11 protein-coding genes are annotated in these 17,334 nt (G+C 74.0%); 8 read left to right on the forward strand and 3 right to left on the reverse strand.

Annotation, left to right across the window (positions count from 1 at the left end):
- Together LG943_RS24090 and LG943_RS24095 are read left to right on the forward strand one after the other, a co-directional pair.
- A partial coding sequence (locus LG943_RS24090) for a hypothetical protein (protein WP_270074649.1) occupies positions 1 to 982 on the forward strand: 982 nt, incomplete at its 5' end.
- 282 nt (positions 983 to 1,264) lie between these two features.
- Positions 1,265 to 1,987, forward strand: coding sequence for a hypothetical protein (locus LG943_RS24095; protein WP_270074650.1), 723 nt, complete (start codon positions 1,265 to 1,267; stop codon positions 1,985 to 1,987).
- A 97-nt stretch (positions 1,988 to 2,084) separates the two neighbouring features.
- Here the strand turns inward: LG943_RS24095 and LG943_RS24100 are convergent, their stop codons facing one another.
- Positions 2,085 to 3,821 (reverse strand): bis-aminopropyl spermidine synthase family protein, encoded by a 1,737-nt coding sequence (locus LG943_RS24100; RefSeq protein WP_270074651.1) that lies wholly within the window; start codon positions 3,819 to 3,821, stop codon positions 2,085 to 2,087.
- Between the two features lie 767 nt (positions 3,822 to 4,588).
- On the opposite strand from LG943_RS24100, the gene gltB reads away from it, so the two are divergent.
- The 6 genes from gltB to pyk all read left to right on the forward strand — a co-directional run bounded on the left by gltB (position 4,589) and on the right by pyk (position 14,457).
- Positions 4,589 to 9,151 carry a glutamate synthase large subunit gene (gene gltB, locus LG943_RS24105; protein ID WP_270074652.1) on the forward strand — a complete coding sequence of 1,521 codons (4,563 nt, stop codon included), beginning with the start codon at positions 4,589 to 4,591 and terminating at the stop codon, positions 9,149 to 9,151.
- 36 nt (positions 9,152 to 9,187) lie between these two features.
- A complete protein-coding gene (locus LG943_RS24110; RefSeq protein ID WP_270074653.1) occupies positions 9,188 to 10,642 on the forward strand; it encodes a glutamate synthase subunit beta in 1,455 nt (484 codons plus the stop codon).
- A 126-nt stretch (positions 10,643 to 10,768) separates the two neighbouring features.
- The gene (locus LG943_RS24115) at positions 10,769 to 11,167 is read left to right on the forward strand and encodes a DUF2784 domain-containing protein (RefSeq protein WP_270074654.1); all 399 of its coding nucleotides are present in this window, start codon (positions 10,769 to 10,771) and stop codon (positions 11,165 to 11,167) included.
- Positions 11,168 to 11,298: 131 nt separating this feature from the next.
- Positions 11,299 to 12,201 carry a prenyltransferase gene (locus LG943_RS24120; protein ID WP_270074655.1) on the forward strand — a complete coding sequence of 301 codons (903 nt, stop codon included), beginning with the start codon at positions 11,299 to 11,301 and terminating at the stop codon, positions 12,199 to 12,201.
- A gap of 199 nt (positions 12,202 to 12,400) precedes the next feature.
- The gene (locus LG943_RS24125) at positions 12,401 to 12,955 is read left to right on the forward strand and encodes a type 1 glutamine amidotransferase domain-containing protein (RefSeq protein ID WP_270074656.1); all 555 of its coding nucleotides are present in this window, start codon (positions 12,401 to 12,403) and stop codon (positions 12,953 to 12,955) included.
- 71 nt (positions 12,956 to 13,026) lie between these two features.
- Positions 13,027 to 14,457 carry a pyruvate kinase gene (gene pyk, locus LG943_RS24130; protein WP_270074657.1) on the forward strand — a complete coding sequence of 477 codons (1,431 nt, stop codon included), beginning with the start codon at positions 13,027 to 13,029 and terminating at the stop codon, positions 14,455 to 14,457.
- A gap of 151 nt (positions 14,458 to 14,608) precedes the next feature.
- Here the strand turns inward: pyk and LG943_RS24135 are convergent, their stop codons facing one another.
- A complete protein-coding gene (locus tag LG943_RS24135; RefSeq protein ID WP_270074658.1) occupies positions 14,609 to 15,547 on the reverse strand; it encodes a DUF1266 domain-containing protein in 939 nt (312 codons plus the stop codon).
- A 260-nt stretch (positions 15,548 to 15,807) separates the two neighbouring features.
- Positions 15,808 to 17,283 carry an MDR family MFS transporter gene (locus LG943_RS24140; RefSeq protein ID WP_270074659.1) on the reverse strand — a complete coding sequence of 492 codons (1,476 nt, stop codon included), beginning with the start codon at positions 17,281 to 17,283 and terminating at the stop codon, positions 15,808 to 15,810.
- Positions 17,284 to 17,334 lie beyond the last annotated feature (51 nt).

Raw genomic sequence — 17,334 nt, forward strand, 5'->3', positions numbered from 1 at the left:
GACCAAGGGGCGCCGCGGCGCCCCCGCGCCCGAGGAGCCCCAGCCCGCCCCGGCGGGCCGCCGCGCCCGGCGCGCCCAGGGCGAGGACGGCGGCCCCGGGCGGCGCCGCGCCGCCGCCGTGGACCCCGTCTCCCGGTTCTCCGCCTCGGCGCTGCGCCGGGTGAGCGTGCTGGGCGACCGCCCCAACCAGGTCGTGGCCAACCTCGCCGAGCACAGCACCCGCCGGCGCGGCACCGTGGTGCTGGCCGGTTTGCTGGCGCTGTGCTGCGTGGCGCTGGTCGCCCTGCTGGGCGTCCTGGCCTACCAGCTCACCTCGGCGCCCGATTCGGCCGCCGGGGGCGGCTCCACCGCCATCGTCGAGCCGCCCGAGGGGCACTCCACCCTGGTGCCCACCCTCTACCAGGGCGACCCCGAGGGCAGCGAGCGCTTCGCGCCCATCGCCGAGCGCTCCGGCGACGCCAAGCCGCTGGCCGAGGACCAGGTGTTCGCCAAGGACACCAAGAAGCTGGAACTCAACGACTACGTGCTGGAGCGCGGCCAGACCGAGGTCACCGACACCTGCACGGCCATGGTCTGGGGCGAGGGGGTCGCCCAGGCGCTGGTGGACGGCGGGTGCTCCTCGGCCGCCGGCGCGGTCTTCCGCGACCCCGACGAGAACTACATCGCCCAGTTCACCCTGTTCGACCTGGACAGCGCCGAGTCCGCCGGAGCGGTCTCCACCGCCCTGGACCCCCAGGGCGAGTCCACCGAGCCCGGGTTCGTGCTGCCGATGGACACCGAGGTCCGCGGGCTCCAGGAGGGCTACAGCCAGGCCACCGCGCAGGTCATGGGCCACTACCTGGCCGTGTACTGGGTGGCGCGCGCCGACGGCGCCCCGCCCGGCGACGACGAGCACCTCTCCACGCTCAACGTGCTGGCGATGGACGCCTCCACGTGGGTCTACCGGCAGGTGCGCGACGCCGAGGAGGGCGAGGGCTCCTGACCCCGAGGCGGGGACGGGTGCCGCCGCGCTCAGGCTAGGCTGTGCGACAGCGCGGCGGGCCGCCCTCATTCCCCGCCGCACCCCGCACAGTTTCCCCCGCGACCTGTCCGAGAGGTTCTGGTGTCTTCTTCTGAGTCGTCCGTGCCCGGTTCCCGCGGCCGGAGGAGGAAAACCGACGATGCCGACGCCATCGCGGGTCTGGCCGCGTCGCCTTCCCGCCGCAAGGGAGCCCGCCGGCGGCGCAGGGGCGGCTCCCGCGCGGGCGGTCGGCGCCGGACCCGGATGCTGCCGCTGCTGATGGGCGCGCTGGGGGTGGCCGTGGTGGCGCTGGCGGTCGTGCTGGTCCTCCAGTTCGTCTCGGGCGGCTCCGCGCCGGAGAACCCCGTGCCCACGGCCTATGAGACCCAGGACACCGGCGACGAGATCCTGGCCACGCGCGAGGCCGACTCCCGCCCGCTCAGCGAGAACGAGATCTTCGAGGACAGCCAGGAGATCGACAGCCGCAGCCAGGACGTCACCTTCACGCTGGCCGCCTCCGGGCTGACCGAGGACTGCGCCTCGGCGGTGTGGGGCGAGGAGGTCGCCGCCGCGCTGGCCGAAGCCGACTGCACCCAGGCCGCCCGCGCCGGCTACACCTCCGGCGACTACCTCGGCGCCGCCGTGATGTTCAACCTGCGCGACCAGGAGGCCGCCCAGGCGGTGGCCACCGCGCTCAAGCCGCCCAAGGACCCCGAGGCCGAGCCGTCGGGCTTCATCACCGTGCCCGGTGCCGACGGCGAACTCGCCGACCTCGGCGCCGGCTACAGCGCGGCCGAGGCCACCGTCAGCGGCCACTACCTGACCGTCACCTGGGTGCAGTCGGCCGACTCCACCGACCCCGCCGAGCGCGAGAGCCTGGTCTCGCCGCTGATCGCGCTCAGCGGCTTCCGCGACCCGCTGTACAACCGGGTGGTCCAGTTGGAGACCCTCCAGGAGAGCCAGACCACCACCACGCCCGTGGCCTGACACCTGTGCCCCGCGCCCGGCGCGGGGGTGTGCGCCGCCGCGCCCTCCGGCGCGGCGGCGCACGCGTGTGCGGTGGGACCGGTGCCGGCGCCGGTGCTCAGACCGGAGGAGGGGCCGCCAGCGGTGCGGCCAGCCGCTCGGCCGCCGCGCGCAGGTCGGCGAACCGGTGCTCGGGCAGGTCCAGCGGGGTGTGCCCGCGCAGCCACGGCGCGGCCTCGGCCACGGCCAGCCGCGCGGTGCGCTTGTTGACCGGCGCGCCCGCCGCGGCGGCGGCGCGCTGGAGCCCCTCGCGCAGGGTGGCGGTCAGCGTGCCGTGCGCCCGCCGCAGGCAGTGGGCGAGCACCTCCTCGGCGGGGCCGGCGGGGGCGCGCTCGGCGGCGTGCACCAGGGTGAGGCGGGGGCCGGGGGTCCCGCGCAGGAACCGCACCTCGAAGCGCGGCGCCAGCAGCGCGGCGAGGTCGCGCTGCCCGGCCTGGTCGCGGACGCGGGGGTCGGATGAGGGCACCACCGCGTAGACCTCGGGGCCGGCGGCGGCGAGCACGGCGCGGGGCAGCAGCGCCGCCCAGCCGCCGGTGAGGTTGAGCACGGCGCGCTCGGCGGCCACCGGCGACTCCAGCCAGGTCTCCAGGCGCACCCGCCGGGGCGCGGCGGTGACGCCGGCTGTGTCTCCGGCCCCGTCCCCGGCCGCGTCCCCGAGCGCCGGCCAGTCGCCGACGAGGGTGTCGGGCGCGGCGCGCTCCAGCGCCGCGCGCGCCTCCTCGGCGCCCCAGGAGCCCGCCGCCTCGGCGGCGTTGGCGCCCCGGCTGTAGACGCGGGCGCGGGCCGGGCCGGCGGAGGGGGCGGCCGGGGTGCGGGTGGTGGGCCGCAGCACGTAGAGGTCGGCGGCGGCGCCGATGGCCTCGGCGCCCAGGTAGCGGTGGAACTCCGGCCACAGCGCCTCGGTCACCAGGCCCAGCCGCGCCAGGCGCTGCTGCACCTTGGCGGCCAGGGCGGGCGTGGTCTCGCTGGCGCCGTAGGCCAGCAGGACGCGGCCGCGCTGGGGCGCGGAGAGCCCCTCCAGGGCGCGCCGCAGGAACAGTTCGACGCCCTCGGGGGTGTAGGGCGGGTCGGTGAAGGCGAGGTCGCAGGTGCCGCGCACGGCGGCGGGCAGGCCCAGGCGCAGGTCGGCGAAGTGGCAGCGGACCGGCAGGCCCAGGCGGTCGGCGGCGGCGTCGACATAGGCCAGGATCCGCTCGTCGATGTCGACGACCACGGCCTCCAGCCCGGGGTTGACCAGGGTGGCGGCCAGCGCGGTGAGGTCGTGGTCGCCCACGCACAGCAGCCGGGCGCCCGCCAGGGAGTAGTCGCGGCCCAGCAGCGCCGCGCGCCGCAGCGCGGTGCGCGGTGTGGCGGTGACGTGGTCGAGGTCGGTCAGCGGGGGAGGGGCGTCCTCGACCAGGCGGGTGATCTCGGCCTCGGCCGCCGCCAGCCCGGCCAGGGCCGGCGCCAGGGGGTCGGGCTGCGGCGGGCGGGCGTAGCGGGTGAAGGCGCGCGGGGCGCGCAGCCGCACCCGGCCCTCGGCGTCCCACTCGGCCTCCTCGCCCAGCGCCTCCAGCACGGCCTGGACCAGGCGGTGGGCCACGGCGGTGTCGCGCACCAGGGCCCGTGGGGTCCACCACCCGCCCGAGGATAGCGCGCCGAGGACCCGGTGCAGGCGGGGCGCGGTGATCCCGTGCTCGGCCAGGAGCGCGTCGAGGGCGGAGCGGGGCCGGGCGGGCGGGGCGTCCGGGCGCCGCGCGGCGGCGTGGTCTTGGTCACCCGGGTGGGCGGGGTGCGGGGCGGCGGGGTCGGTCACCGGACGATCCTCCCACGCGGGAGCGGGAGTCCGCGGCGCCGTGAAAACGATCACGTCGGCCGCGCGGGGGAAGCGGTGGGGGCCGTGCGGGGGTGGGCGCGCGGGGCGGGCGCGGGCGCCCGATGGGGCCGGCGGCGGCGCGGAACGGGCGGCGGGGCTGGGGTTCGCGGGCGGCGCGGGTGGTGGCGGGAATGGCGCCGGGGCGGGCGCGGTTGCACTGCTCGCGCGGGTGGAGCGGCCACGGAGCGGTGGCCGGGCGGCCGCGCCAGTGTGCTGTCGGCATATGTCCGATCTGTGTCGCGCGGGTTACCCTGGCTGGTGTGTCCGGGCGGCCCCGGTGACGGAGCGCGGTCGCGGGCACGGTACGGTTCCCTAGCCGTATTCGCCCCGGTTTGGGGTGTTTGAGGCGTGGGGACATGTTTGCGGGGAACCGCCGGATGGAAAGATCACGGCTAGTGCCCCGACGGAGGACCGACGCCGATCCCCTCGGGGGCGCCGACGGCGCCGTCCTCGACCACCGCGCTGTGGCGGTGGTTGGTCTAGACCTCGGGTTCCCGCCCGGGCTGGGCCGATGTATAACGTAGCTACTCACGAGTGTGGTCACTCACCTGGGAAAACGCCGGTCACCACGACGAGGTGACGCGTGCCGGCACGTCCGGACACCGCGGTACCGGCGCCAGGGGAGCGGCCGTCTTCGCACGCAGCAGGGCCAATGTCGTCCCGGATGCGCTTTACCAAAGCCCAGACGTACGACGACAGGAGGGTAGATGCCTGCTGGCCAGGTGCAGCGTTCGTCCGTCCGACCGAACGCCGAGTCCACTCACGAGGGCCTGTACGACAGCGCCTACGAGCACGACGCCTGCGGCGTCGGCTTTGTCGCCGACCTCTCCGGTCGTCGCAGCCACGACATCGTCCAGCAGGCCCTGACGGTCCTGCGCAACCTCGACCACCGCGGTGCGTCGGGCCACGACCCCGACGACGGCGACGGCGCCGGGATCATCACCCAGGTCCCCGACGCCCTCTACCGCGAGGTCTGCGGGTTCGACCTGCCCGAGGCCGGCGCCTACGCCACCGGCATCGCGTTCCTGCCCACCGACGCCGCCGAGCGCGCCCGCGCGGTGGCGGGCATCGAGGCCATCGCCGCCGAGGAGGGCCTGGCCGTCCTGGGCTGGCGCGACCTGCCGTTCGAGTCGCGGTTCTGCGGCCCGGCGGCCCGCGAGGTCATGCCGTTCTTCGGCCAGGTGTTCCTGGCCGGCGCGGCGGGCTCGCCCGCCGAGGGGCTGGCCGGCATCGACCTGGAGCGCTACGCCTACTGCGTGCGCAAGCGCGCCGAGCACGAGCAGGGCGTGTACTTCCCGAGCCTGTCCCCGCGCACCATCACCTACAAGGGCATGCTCACCACGCCCCAGTTGGAGCCGTTCTTCCCCGACCTGTCCGACCGCCGCTACACCAGCGGCCTGGCGCTGGTCCACTCGCGGTTCTCCACCAACACCTTCCCGTCCTGGCCGCTGGCCCACCCGTTCCGGTTCATCGCCCACAACGGCGAGATCAACACGGTCAAGGGCAACCGCAACATGATGCGGGCGCGTGAGGCCACGCTGGCCAGCGACCTGCTGCCCGGCGACCTGTCGCGGATCTTCCCGATCATCGACCCCGAGGACTCCGACACCGCGTCCTTCGACGCCGCCCTGGAGCTGCTGCACCTGGGCGGACGCTCGCTGCCGCACGCGGTGCTGATGATGATCCCCGAGCCGTGGGAGAACCACACCGAGATGGACCCGGCGGTGCGGGCCTTCTACGAGTTCCACTCCATGCTTATGGAGCCCTGGGACGGCCCCGCCTCGGTCTCCTTCACCGACGGCACGCTCGTGGGCGCGGTCCTGGACCGCAACGGCCTGCGCCCGGGCCGCTACTGGGTGACCGACGACGGCCTGGTCGTGCTGGCCAGCGAGGCCGGCGTCCTGGACATCGACCCCGCCCGCGTGGTGCGCAAGGGCCGCCTCCAGCCCGGCCGCATCTTCGTGGTCGACACCGAGCAGGGCCGCATCATCGAGGACGAGGAGATCAAGGCCCAGCTCGCCGCCGAGCACCCCTACGCCCAGTGGCTGGAGCGCGGCGTGGTGCGCCTGGGCGACCTCGCCCCCGGCGAGCCCGCGCCGCTGACCGACCTCGTGCACCACCAGCAGGTCTTCGGCTACACCGAGGAGGAGCTGCGGGTCATCCTCACCCCGATGGCCCGCACCGGCGCCGAGCCGATCGGCTCCATGGGCACCGACACCCCCGTCGCCGCCCTCTCCGCCAAGCCGCGCCAGCTCTTCGACTACTTCTCGCAGGGCTTCGCGCAGGTCACCAACCCGCCGCTGGACGCCATCCGCGAGGAGCTGGTCACCAGCCTCCAGACCGTCCTGGGCGCCGAGGAGAACGTCCTCTCGCCCGACCCCGAGGACTGCCGGCGGATCGTGCTGCCCACGCCCGTGCTGGACGAGTCGGAGCTGGCCGCGGTGGTGCGCGCCGGCGCGCCCGAGGGCGACCCCGCCTTCCGCGCCTTCACCGTCAACGGCACCTACGAGGTCGCCGGCGGCGGCGCGGCGCTGGCCGCCCGCCTGGACGAGATCTGCGCCGAGGTGTCGGCGGCCATCGCCGAGGGCGCCCACATCATCGTCCTCAGCGACCGCGGCGCCGACGACCGGCGCGCGCCCATCCCCTCGCTGCTGCTCACCGGCGCCGTCCACCACCACCTCGTGCGCGAGAAGAGCCGCACCGAGGTCGGCCTGGTGGTCGAGGCCGGCGACGTCCGCGAGTGCCACCACGTGGCCCTGCTGGTGGGCTACGGCGCCTCGGCCGTGTGCCCCTACGTCACCCTGGCCACCGTCCGCGACCTGGTGGGCCGCGGCGTGATCGGCGGCATCGACCCCCACACCGCCGTGCGCAACACCGTGAAGGCGTTCGGCAAGGGCGTCCTGAAGATCATGTCCAAGATCGGCGTCTCCACGGTCAGCTCCTACACCGGCGCCCAGATCTTCGAGGCCCTGGGGCTGGGGCGCGAGGTCGTCGACCGCTGCTTCACCGGCACCCCCTCGCCGCTGGGCGGGGTGGGCTTCGACGTCCTGGCCGCCGAGGTCGCCGCCCGCCACGGCGCCGCCTACGCCGCCAACCCGCCCAGCCACCGCAGGCTGGCCGTGGGCGGGGAGTACCAGTGGCGCCGCGAGGGCGAGCCGCACCTGTTCAACCCCGAGACGGTCTTCAAGCTCCAGCACGCCACGCGCACGCGCCGCTACGAGATCTTCAAGGAGTACACCGCCAAGATCGACGACCAGGCGCACAACCTGATGACCCTGCGCGGGCTGTTCCGGCTCAAGGAGGGCGTGCGCGAGCCGGTGCCGATCGAGGAGGTCGAGCCGGTCTCCGAGATCGTCAAGCGGTTCTCCACCGGCGCCATGTCCTACGGGTCGATCTCGGCCGAGGCCCACGAGACCCTGGCCATCGCCATGAACCGGCTGGGCGGCAAGTCCAACACCGGCGAGGGCGGCGAGGACCCGGCGCGCTTCACCGCCGACGGCAACGGCGACCTGCGGCGCAGCGCCATCAAGCAGGTGGCCTCGGGCCGCTTCGGCGTGACCTCGCACTACCTCACCAACGCCGACGACATCCAGATCAAGATGGCCCAGGGCGCCAAGCCCGGCGAGGGCGGCCAACTGCCCGGCCACAAGGTCTACCCCTGGATCGCCGACACCCGGCACTCCACGCCCGGGGTCGGCCTGATCTCGCCGCCGCCCCACCACGACATCTACTCCATCGAGGACCTCGCCCAGCTCATCCACGACCTGAAGAACGCCAACCCGCGGGCGCGGGTGCACGTGAAGCTGGTCTCGGAGGCCGGGGTGGGCACCGTGGCCGCGGGCGTGTCCAAGGCCCACGCCGACGTCGTGCTGATCTCCGGCCACGACGGCGGCACCGGCGCCTCGCCGCTGACCTCGCTCAAGCACGCCGGCACCCCCTGGGAGCTGGGGCTGGCCGAGACCCAGCAGACCCTGCTGCGCAACGGCCTGCGCGACCGCATCGTCGTGCAGGCCGACGGCCAGATGAAGACCGGGCGCGACGTCATCGTCGCGGCGCTGCTGGGCGCCGAGGAGTTCGGCTTCGCCACCGCGCCGCTGGTGGTCTCGGGCTGCGTCATGATGCGGGTCTGCCACCTGGACACCTGCCCGGTGGGCGTGGCCACGCAAAACCCCGAGCTGCGCAAGCGCTACACGGGCAAGGCGGAGTTCGTGGTGAACTTCTTCGAGTTCGTGGCCCAGGAGGTGCGCGAATACCTGGCCGCGCTGGGGTTCCGCACCCTGGAGGAGGCCATCGGCGCCGTCGACCTGCTCGACACCACCGAGGCCGTCGACCACTGGAAGGCCGCCGGCCTGGACCTGCGCCCCATCCTGCACGAGGTGGAGCCGTGGGCCGGCGACCACCGCCGCCAGGTGCGCGCCCAGGACCACGGGCTGGAGAAGGCGCTGGACAACACGCTGATCCAGCTCGCCGAGGGCGCGCTGGAGTTCGGCGAGCCGCTGCGGCTGGAGCTGCCGGTGCGCAACGTCAACCGCACCGTGGGCACCATGCTGGGCCACGAGGTCACCAAGCGCCACGGCGCGTCCGGCCTGCCCGACGACACCGTCGACATCACCTTCACGGGGTCGGCGGGGCAGTCCTTCGGCGCCTTCGTGCCCCGGGGCATCACCCTGCGGCTGGTGGGCGACGCCAACGACTACGTGGGCAAGGGGCTGTCGGGCGGCCGCATCGCCGTCCGCCCGCCCGAGGACGTCCAGTTCACGCCCGAGGACCACATCATCGCGGGCAACGTCATCGGCTACGGCGCCACCTCCGGCGAGATCTTCCTGCGGGGCGTGGTGGGCGAGCGGTTCTGCGTGCGCAACTCCGGCGCGCTGGCCGTGGCCGAGGGCGTGGGCGACCACGGGTGCGAGTACATGACCGGCGGGCGCGCCGTCGTGCTGGGCCCCACCGGGCGCAACTTCGCGGCGGGCATGTCGGGCGGCATCGCCTACGTGCTCGACCTCGACACCCGCCGGGTCAACGGCGAGATGGTCGACATCGACCCGCTGGAGGAGTCCGACCGCGCGTTCCTGCACGACGTCCTCACCCGCCACCACGAGGCCACCGGGTCGGGCGTGGCGGCGGCGCTGCTGGCCGACTTCGACACCGCCGTCGAGCGCTTCGGCAAGATCATGCCGCGCGACTACAAGCGGGTCCTGGCCGCCCGGGAAGAGGCGGAGCGCGCGGGCCGCGACGTCGGCGAGGCCATCATGGCCGCCGCGCAGTCCTGACGAGCCGGCCGCCACAGAAAGGAGGGAGAAACCGACATGGCTGACCCGAAGGGTTTCCTCAAGATCACCGAGCGGGAGCTGCCCGCCCACCGCCCCGTCGACGTCCGCATCCAGGACTGGCGCGAGGTCTACGCCGACTTCGACCGCGGCACCGTGGTCAAGCAGGCGTCGCGCTGCATGGACTGCGGCATCCCGTTCTGCCACAACGGCTGCCCGCTGGGCAACCTCATCCCCGAGTGGAACGACCTCGTCTACCGGCACGACTGGGGCGAGGCCATCGAGCGGCTGCACGCCACCAACAACTTCCCGGAGTTCACCGGGCGGCTGTGCCCGGCCCCGTGCGAGTCGGCGTGCGTGCTGGGCATCAACCAGCCCGCCGTGACCATCAAGAACGTCGAGGTCTCCATCATCGACCGCGCCTGGGAGGAGGGCTGGGTCCGCCCCCAGCCCCCCGCCGTGCGCACCGGCCGCAGCGTGGCCGTGGTGGGCTCGGGGCCGGCCGGGCTGGCCGCCGCCCAGCAGCTCACCCGCGCCGGCCACGAGGTCACCGTCTATGAGCGGGCCGACCGGATCGGCGGACTGCTGCGCTACGGCATCCCCGAGTTCAAGATGGAGAAGCGGCACATCGACCGCCGCCTGGGCCAGATGGCCGCCGAGGGCACGGTGTTCCGCACCGGCGTCAACGTCGGCGTGGACATCAGCGTGGCCGAGCTGCGCGAGCGCCACGACGCCGTGCTGCTGGCCGGCGGCGCCACCGCCTGGCGCGACCTGCCCGTGCCCGGCCGCGACCTGGACGGCGTGCACCAGGCCATGGAGTACCTGCCCCAGGCCAACCGGGTGCAGCAGGGCGACATCGAGGTGCCCGCCATCAACGCCGAGGGCAAGCACGTCATCGTCATCGGCGGCGGCGACACCGGCGCCGACTGCGTGGGCACCGCCCACCGCCAGGGCGCGGCCTCGGTCACCCAACTGGAGATCATGCCCAAGCCGCCCGCCGAGCGGCCGGCCCACCAGCCGTGGCCGACCATGCCGATGGTCTACAAGGTCACCAGCGCCCACGAGGAGGGCGGCAAGCGGCTGTACTCGGTCAACACCCTGGAGTTCCTGGGCGACGACCAGGGCCGGGTGCGCGCGCTCAGGCTGGTCGACGTCACCCGCACCGACAAGGGCTTCGAGCCGGTGCCCGGCACCGAGCGCGAGATCCCGGCCGGCCTGGTCACCCTGGCCATGGGCTTCGTCGGCCCGCAGAAGGCGGGGATGATCGAGGACCTGGGGGTGGAGCTGGACGGGCGCGGCAACGTCGTGCGCGACCGCGACTACGCCACCACCGTCGAGGGCGTGTTCTGCGCCGGCGACATGGGCCGCGGCCAGTCGCTGATCGTGTGGGCCATCGCCGAGGGCCGCGCCGCGGCCGCCGGGGTGGACCGCTACCTCAGCGGCAGCACCACCCTGCCGGCGGGCATCGCGCCCACCGAGCGGCCCCTGGTCTGAGCGCGCAGGCGGCGGGCGGGCGCGGTGCCCGCCCGCCGCCGCGCCGCCCCGGCCCGCCCCGGCAATACCTACATCCCCGGCGGCGCCGGACGTTCCGGCCGCGCGCGGCGCGGGTATCTCCTCCCCATGGTCTACCGCTTCATCGGCGAGGCGGCCATGCTGGTGCACTTCGGCTTCCTCGCCTACGTCGCGCTCGGCGGGTTCCTCGCCTGGCGGTGGCCGCACGCGTTCTGGCCCCACCTGGTGGTGGGCGCCTACGCCGTGGGCCTGCTCGAAGTCGGCTGGACCTGCCCGCTGACCGTGGTCGAGGACTGGGCGCGCCGCCGCGCGGGCCAGGAGGGCCTGCCGCCCGAGGGGTTCATCGACCACTACCTCACCGGGGTCGTCTACCCCGAGGAGCACCTGGCTCTGGTGCAGTTCGGCATGGGGGTGTGCGTGGCGGTCTCCTGGATCGGACTGCTGGTGCTGCTGCGCCGCAGAGGCGCGCGGAGGGTTCCTGAGGACGACGCCGAACAGCCGCGTTAAGGATCCGTTCATGTTTTTTCCGGCAAATTCCGCGTAACGGACGCAAGGCAGCCCCATAAAACGGCAAAACCGGGCATTAAGGGCATTATGTCCACGGAACCGGCCGGGGACCCGGGCGTACATTCGGGACCATGAGCATGGTGACCTCGGAAGCCCTCCGCTCCGCGGAGCACTTCATCTGGCGCAACGCCCGGCTGATCGACCGACACCGGTTCGCGTTCCACTTCCGAAGCGGGCCCGCCGGCCCGGTCCGCTCCGCTCTGGAGTCCTACCGCAACGTCGACGGCGGCTACGGCAACGGACTCGAACCCGACCTGCGGGGCCACGGCAGCCAACCGCTCGCCGCGGCCACGGCACTGGGCTACCTCGACGAACTGGGGCCCATCCCCAGGGACGTCGGGGCCGACCTGTGCCGCTACCTCACCAGCGTCACCCACGCCAACGGCGGGGTGCCCTGCGTCCTGCCCTCGGCCCGCCACACCGAGGCCGCGCCGTGGTGGCGCGAGGGCGCCGACCACAGCGGCGCCCTCTACCCCACCGCGACCATCGTCGGCCTCCTGCACCGCCACCACCTCTGCCACGCCTGGCGCGACCGCGCCACCGCCTTCTGCTGGACCCGCATCGGCGCCCTGCGCTGGACCGAGCCCGACCAGGCCATCGCCGTGTGCACGTTCCTCCAGCACGTCCCGGACCGGCCGCGCGCCGAGGCGGAGTTCACCCGGCTGGCCCCGGCCATCCGCGCGGGCATCGCCACCGACCCCGCCGCCACCGGGCACGTGCACAAGCCACTGGACCTCGCACCGCAGCCCGGCCACATCGCGCGGCGGCTGTTCACCGACGACGAGATCGCCGCCCACCTCGACGCCCTCGTCGCCGACCAGCGTCCCGACGGCGGCTGGGACATCACCTGGCCCGCCTGGGCCGAGGCCGCCCGCAACGAGTGGCGCGGCATCCTCACCGTCCACCGGCTGCTCACCCTGCGCGCCTACGGGCGCATCGCCGAAGAGGTCCCCGCGCCCCTGCGCGTGGGCTGACCCGGCACCGTCCACCGCCCTTCGACCCGCGGCCGGCCCGGTGTGGCCGGCCGCACGCGTAAGCGCCCGCCGGGTGGGCAGGGGCAGGGGTGGCGGCGCGCGGCACCCCGCGGGCGGCGCCGGCTCCCCGGCGCCGGCGGGCGTGCGCGCGGCCGCCGCACAGCAGCGTCCGACGCACACCACAAGGAGGACACCCACCATGCCTTCCGACCTCAACGGCGCCACCGTCGCCTTCCTCGTCGCCCCCGAGGGCACCGAGCAGATCGAGCTGACCGACCCGTGGGAGGCCGTGGAGAAGGCCGGCGGCCGGCCGCGGCTGGTGTCCACCTCGCCGGGGGAGATCCAGGCGTTCAACCACCTCGACAAGGCCGACACCTTCACCGTCGACGCCACCGTCGAGGAGGTCGGCGCGGCCGACTTCACCGGCCTGGTGCTGCCCGGCGGCGTGGCCAACCCCGACTTCCTGCGGACCGTGCCGCGCGCCGTGCAGTTCGTCAAGGAGTTCTTCGACTCCGGCAAGCCCGTGGCCGCCATCTGCCACGCGCCCTGGACCCTGATCGAGGCCCGCGCCGTGGACGGCCGCCGGCTCACCTCTTACCCCAGCCTCGCCACCGACGTCCGCAACGCCGGCGGCGAGTGGGTCGACGAGGAGGTCGTCACCTGCGCCATGGGCCCCAACACGCTCGTCACCAGTCGCAAGCCCGACGATCTGCCGGCCTTCGACCGGGCTTTGCTCGACGCGTTCGCCAAGTAGCGACCTGGCGTACGCCCGTTCGCAACCTGGTTTAGACCACTGCACCAGCGAGACGCTTTAGAGTGTTAGGCGTGACACGTCGAGCAAAGATCGTCGCGACCCTCGGTCCCGCGACGTCGAGCCCCGAGACCATCCGGGCGCTCGTCGACGCGGGACTGGACGTGGCGCGACTCAACCTCAGCCATGGAACGCACGAGGACCACCGCACCAGCTATGCCAACGTCCGGGCGGCCGCCGAGGCCACCGGGCGCAGTGTGGGCATCCTCGCCGACCTCCAGGGGCCGAAGATCCGCCTGGGGACCTTCCCCGACGGCCCCGTCGAACTCGTCGCCGGCGACGAGTTCACGGTGACCGTCGACGACGTCCCCGGCGACCGGCACCGGGTCTCCACCACCTACAAGAGCCTGCCCGGCGACGTCCGCCCCGGCGACCGCGTCCTCATCGATGACGGCCGCGTCGTCCTGGAGTGCGTCAAGACCACCAGCACCGAGGTCCAGACCCGCGTGCTGATCGGCGGGCAGGTCTCCAACCACAAGGGGCTCAACCTGCCCGGTGTGGCCGTCAGCGTGCCGGCCCTCACCGAGAAGGACGAGGCCGACCTGCGCTGGGCGCTGGAGCAGGGCGTCGACATGGTCGCCCTGTCCTTCGTGCGCAGCCCCTCCGACGCCGAGGACGTCCACCAGATCATGGACGAGGTCGGGGTCCGGGTCCCGCTCATCGCCAAGATCGAGAAACCGCAGGCCGTCGAGCGCCTCCAGGACATCATCGAGGTCTTCGACGGCGTGATGGTCGCCCGCGGCGACCTCGGCGTCGAGCTGCCCCTGGAGAACGTCCCGATGGTGCAGAAGCGCGCCATCGAGCGCTGCCGCGACAAGGCCAAGCCGGTCATCGTCGCCACGCAGATGCTGGAGTCCATGATCAGCGCGCCCCGGCCCACCCGCGCCGAGGCGTCCGACGTCGCCAACGCCGTCCTCGACGGCGCCGACGCGGTCATGCTTTCGGGCGAGACCAGCGTGGGGCGCTACCCGATCGAGACCGTCGAGACGATGGCCCGCATCGTCGCGGCGGCCGAGCAGGAGTCCCTGCGCGCCTCCCACATCCTCAACCGGGTCCCCGAGACCACCGGAGGGGCCATCGCCCGCGCCGCCGCCGAAGTCGGAGCCACCGTCGGCGCCAAGGCCCTGGTCGCCTTCACCATGTCCGGCGAGACCGCCCGCCGCCTGGCGCGCTACCGCTCGCCGATCCCGCTGATGGCCTTCACCACCAGCAGCGCCACGCGCGCGCAGTTGTCGCTCACCTGGGGTGTCGAGACCCACTGCGTGCCCTGGGTCGACCACACCGACGAGATGGTGCGCCAGGTCGAGAGCGAACTGCTCGACATGGGCGTCTACCAGAAGGGCGACAAGATCGTCATCGTCGCCGGCAGCCCGCCCGGAACCCCTGGCTCCACCAACTTCCTGCGGGTCCACCGCATCGGCGACGCGATCGCCCACGGCAAGTAGCCGGCGCACCGCCGGCGGCCGGCCTGAACCCGGCTGGCACCCGCCCCGCGCCGCCGCACCGATGACACGGCCGGCGCGCTCACCACGGCCCCTGCCCCGGGGAGGCGGTCACCGCTTCACCGGGGAGGGCCGACGGGGAGCCCGGGGCGCGCTACCCCGGCTGGGCGCTGGGCGTCCCGGCCTCGTGCCCGACCCGCTCCAGGGGCATGTCCCAGGGCAGCAGGTTCCACGGGCTCGCGGGATCGGCCACCAGCAGGCCCAGCGCGGTCCACACGCGCTCCCAGCCCGGTCCGCGCTGGCCGTACCACAGCAGGTAGCCGGCGTGGAACGCCTCGGCGTACTGCTGCCAGCCCGGATAGCGCCGCTGAAGGTCGGCGGCGGCCCGCCGCAGCAGCGACCGCGTCTCGGGGCCGCTCAGCCACTCCAGCGTCGCCCCTCCGCAGGCCAGCCGGATGAGCTGCGCCGAGCGCCACCACTGGTGGGCGGGGATCACCACGGTGCCGGCCGCCGCGTCGGCGCCGGTCACCTGGCGCAGCCGGACCGCCTGGTCGGGCGAGAGCCGCACCACCCGCTCCTCGCGGGCGTCGGCGCGCAGCCGCCCCCGCAGCGTGGCCGTGGTGAAGTCCACCACCAGGTCGCAGTCGCCGGCGCTGTGCAGGTCGGCCCAGACCCGGTCGACGGCCGCCAGCAGCGAGGCCCGGTCCACCACCCCCCACTCCCGCTCGAAGGCCCGCCGGTAGCGGCGGCGCAACTGGGGCCGCTCCACCTCGTCCCAGGGCTCGGCCAGCGCCACCCGGAAGGGCGCGGCAACGGCGGCGGCCCAGCGCTCGGTGGTCAGCGGGGCGTCGGGGTCGGCGGCGCGCAGGGCGGGCGGCTCGCGGGAGCCGATCACCAGTTCGGTGAAGGAGCCGGCGGCCAGCAGCAGCGTCGGCAGGAACGCCCAGCCGGGCTCGCCGACCACCACCAGCCCCACGACCAGGACCGCCATCGGGGCCAGCAGCAGCGGCTGCCGGCGCTTGGCGCCCCAGGCCACCAGCGCCCAGAACCCGATCGCCAGCGCCCCGGCGATCGCGGCCACCGCGGTCAGCACCGGCCACTCCCTTCGCGGCGGACAGCACGCGCCCAAGGCGGCGGAGGCGCTGTCGGCGGACACACTCCCGCCATCAAGCATCGGCGACGGCGGGGGGTTGTGGCGCCCGCGGCCACGGGTTGTGCTCAGGTTGTGGCCGCGATGTGACCGGCGGCGGCGCGCGGGACCCCGGACGCGCGGCGGCCCCGCGCGTTCACGCGGGGCCGCCGGTGCGTTGCGGGTGAGCGGTGTGGTGATTGGGGGAGGAGCGCCGGGCCGTGTCAGTGCGCCGGCGCGGGGGCGTCCGCGGCGTCGTCGGCCGGCGGGCGGCGGACGAAGAACGCTCCGGCGACCGCGACCAGCGAGATGATGGCCGCGGTGAGGAACGCCGTGTGGACCCCGGCCGCCTGCGCGGCGGTCTCGCCGACTCCGGCGGGCTGCCCGCCGGCGACCGAGGACATCGTGGTGATCAGCAGCGACACGCCGGCCGCCCCCGCGACCTGCTGGAGCGTGTTCAGCACCGCCGAACCGTGGGAGTACAGGCGCGGCCGCAGCGAGCTGAGCGAGGACGAGAACAGCGGGGTGAACGACATCGCGAGCCCGAACGACATCCCCGTCTGGATCGCGACGAGCAGCCACACCGGCGTGGTCTCTCCGACGGTGCTGTAGAACCACAGCGCCCCCGCGACCAGGACCGTCCCGGGGATCAGCAGCGGTCGCGGACCGCGCGCGTCGTAGACGCGGCCGATGATGGGGCCCATGACCCCCATGAGCACCGAACCGGGGAGCACGACGAGTCCGGCCTCCGTGGCGCTCAGCCCGAGCACGTTTTGCAGGTAGAGCGGCAGCAGGGTGAGGCCGCCGAACATGGACAGCGCCAGCACCGACATGACCGCGACCGCCATCGTGAAGTTCACCGAGCGGAACACCCGCAGGTCCAGCAGCGCGGCGTCCCGGCGCTGGAGCAGCAACTGCCGCCACACGAACACCACGAGCGCGACCACGGCGGCGCAGGTGATCAGCGCGATCGTGCCCACGGACAGGGCCGCCTCGGCCTGGTGCTCGCCGCCGAGCTGGCTGAGCCCGAAGACCAGCCCGCCGAATCCGATCGCGGAGAGCACGATCGAGAGCACGTCGATGTGCTTGGCCTCCGGCTCGCCGAGGTTCAGCATCCACTTCGCCCCGATCAGCAGCGCGAACACCGCGATCGGCAGGATGATCCCGAACAGCCACCGCCAGCTCAGCGAGTCCAGGATCAGTCCCGACAGGGTGGGGCCCACGGCGGGGGCCAGGGCCATCACGATCCCGGCGCGGCCCATGATGCGGCCGCGCGAGTGCGCGGGGATCACGTTCATCACGGTGGTCATCAGCAGCGGCATCATGATCGCCGTCCCCGACGCCTGCACGACCCGCCCGACGAGCAGCACGACGAACCCGGGAGCGACCAGGCAGATCAGCGTGCCGGCGCAGAAGAGCGAGGCGGCGGTCAGGAACACGCCGCGCGTGGTGAACCGCTGGAGCAGGAACCCCGTGATCGGGATCACCACCGCCATGGTCAGCATGAAGGCGCTCGTCAACCACTGGCCCAGCGAGGGTGGGATCCCCAGGTCGACGTTGAGATGGGGGATGGCGATCCCCATCGTCGTCTCGTTCAGGATGGCGACGAAGGCGGCGATCAGCAGCAGCCAGATCACCCGCATCCCCCGCGGGTCGATGCCATCGGTGGGACGGGCCGTGGGCGTAGCGGCGGTGGCCATGGAACTCCTGTGGACAGACCTGCAAGGAACTGCCGGCGCCGTGCCTCGACC

Source organism: Streptomonospora mangrovi (assembly GCF_027604915.1).
Taxonomy (GTDB): domain Bacteria; phylum Actinomycetota; class Actinomycetes; order Streptosporangiales; family Streptosporangiaceae; genus Streptomonospora; species Streptomonospora mangrovi.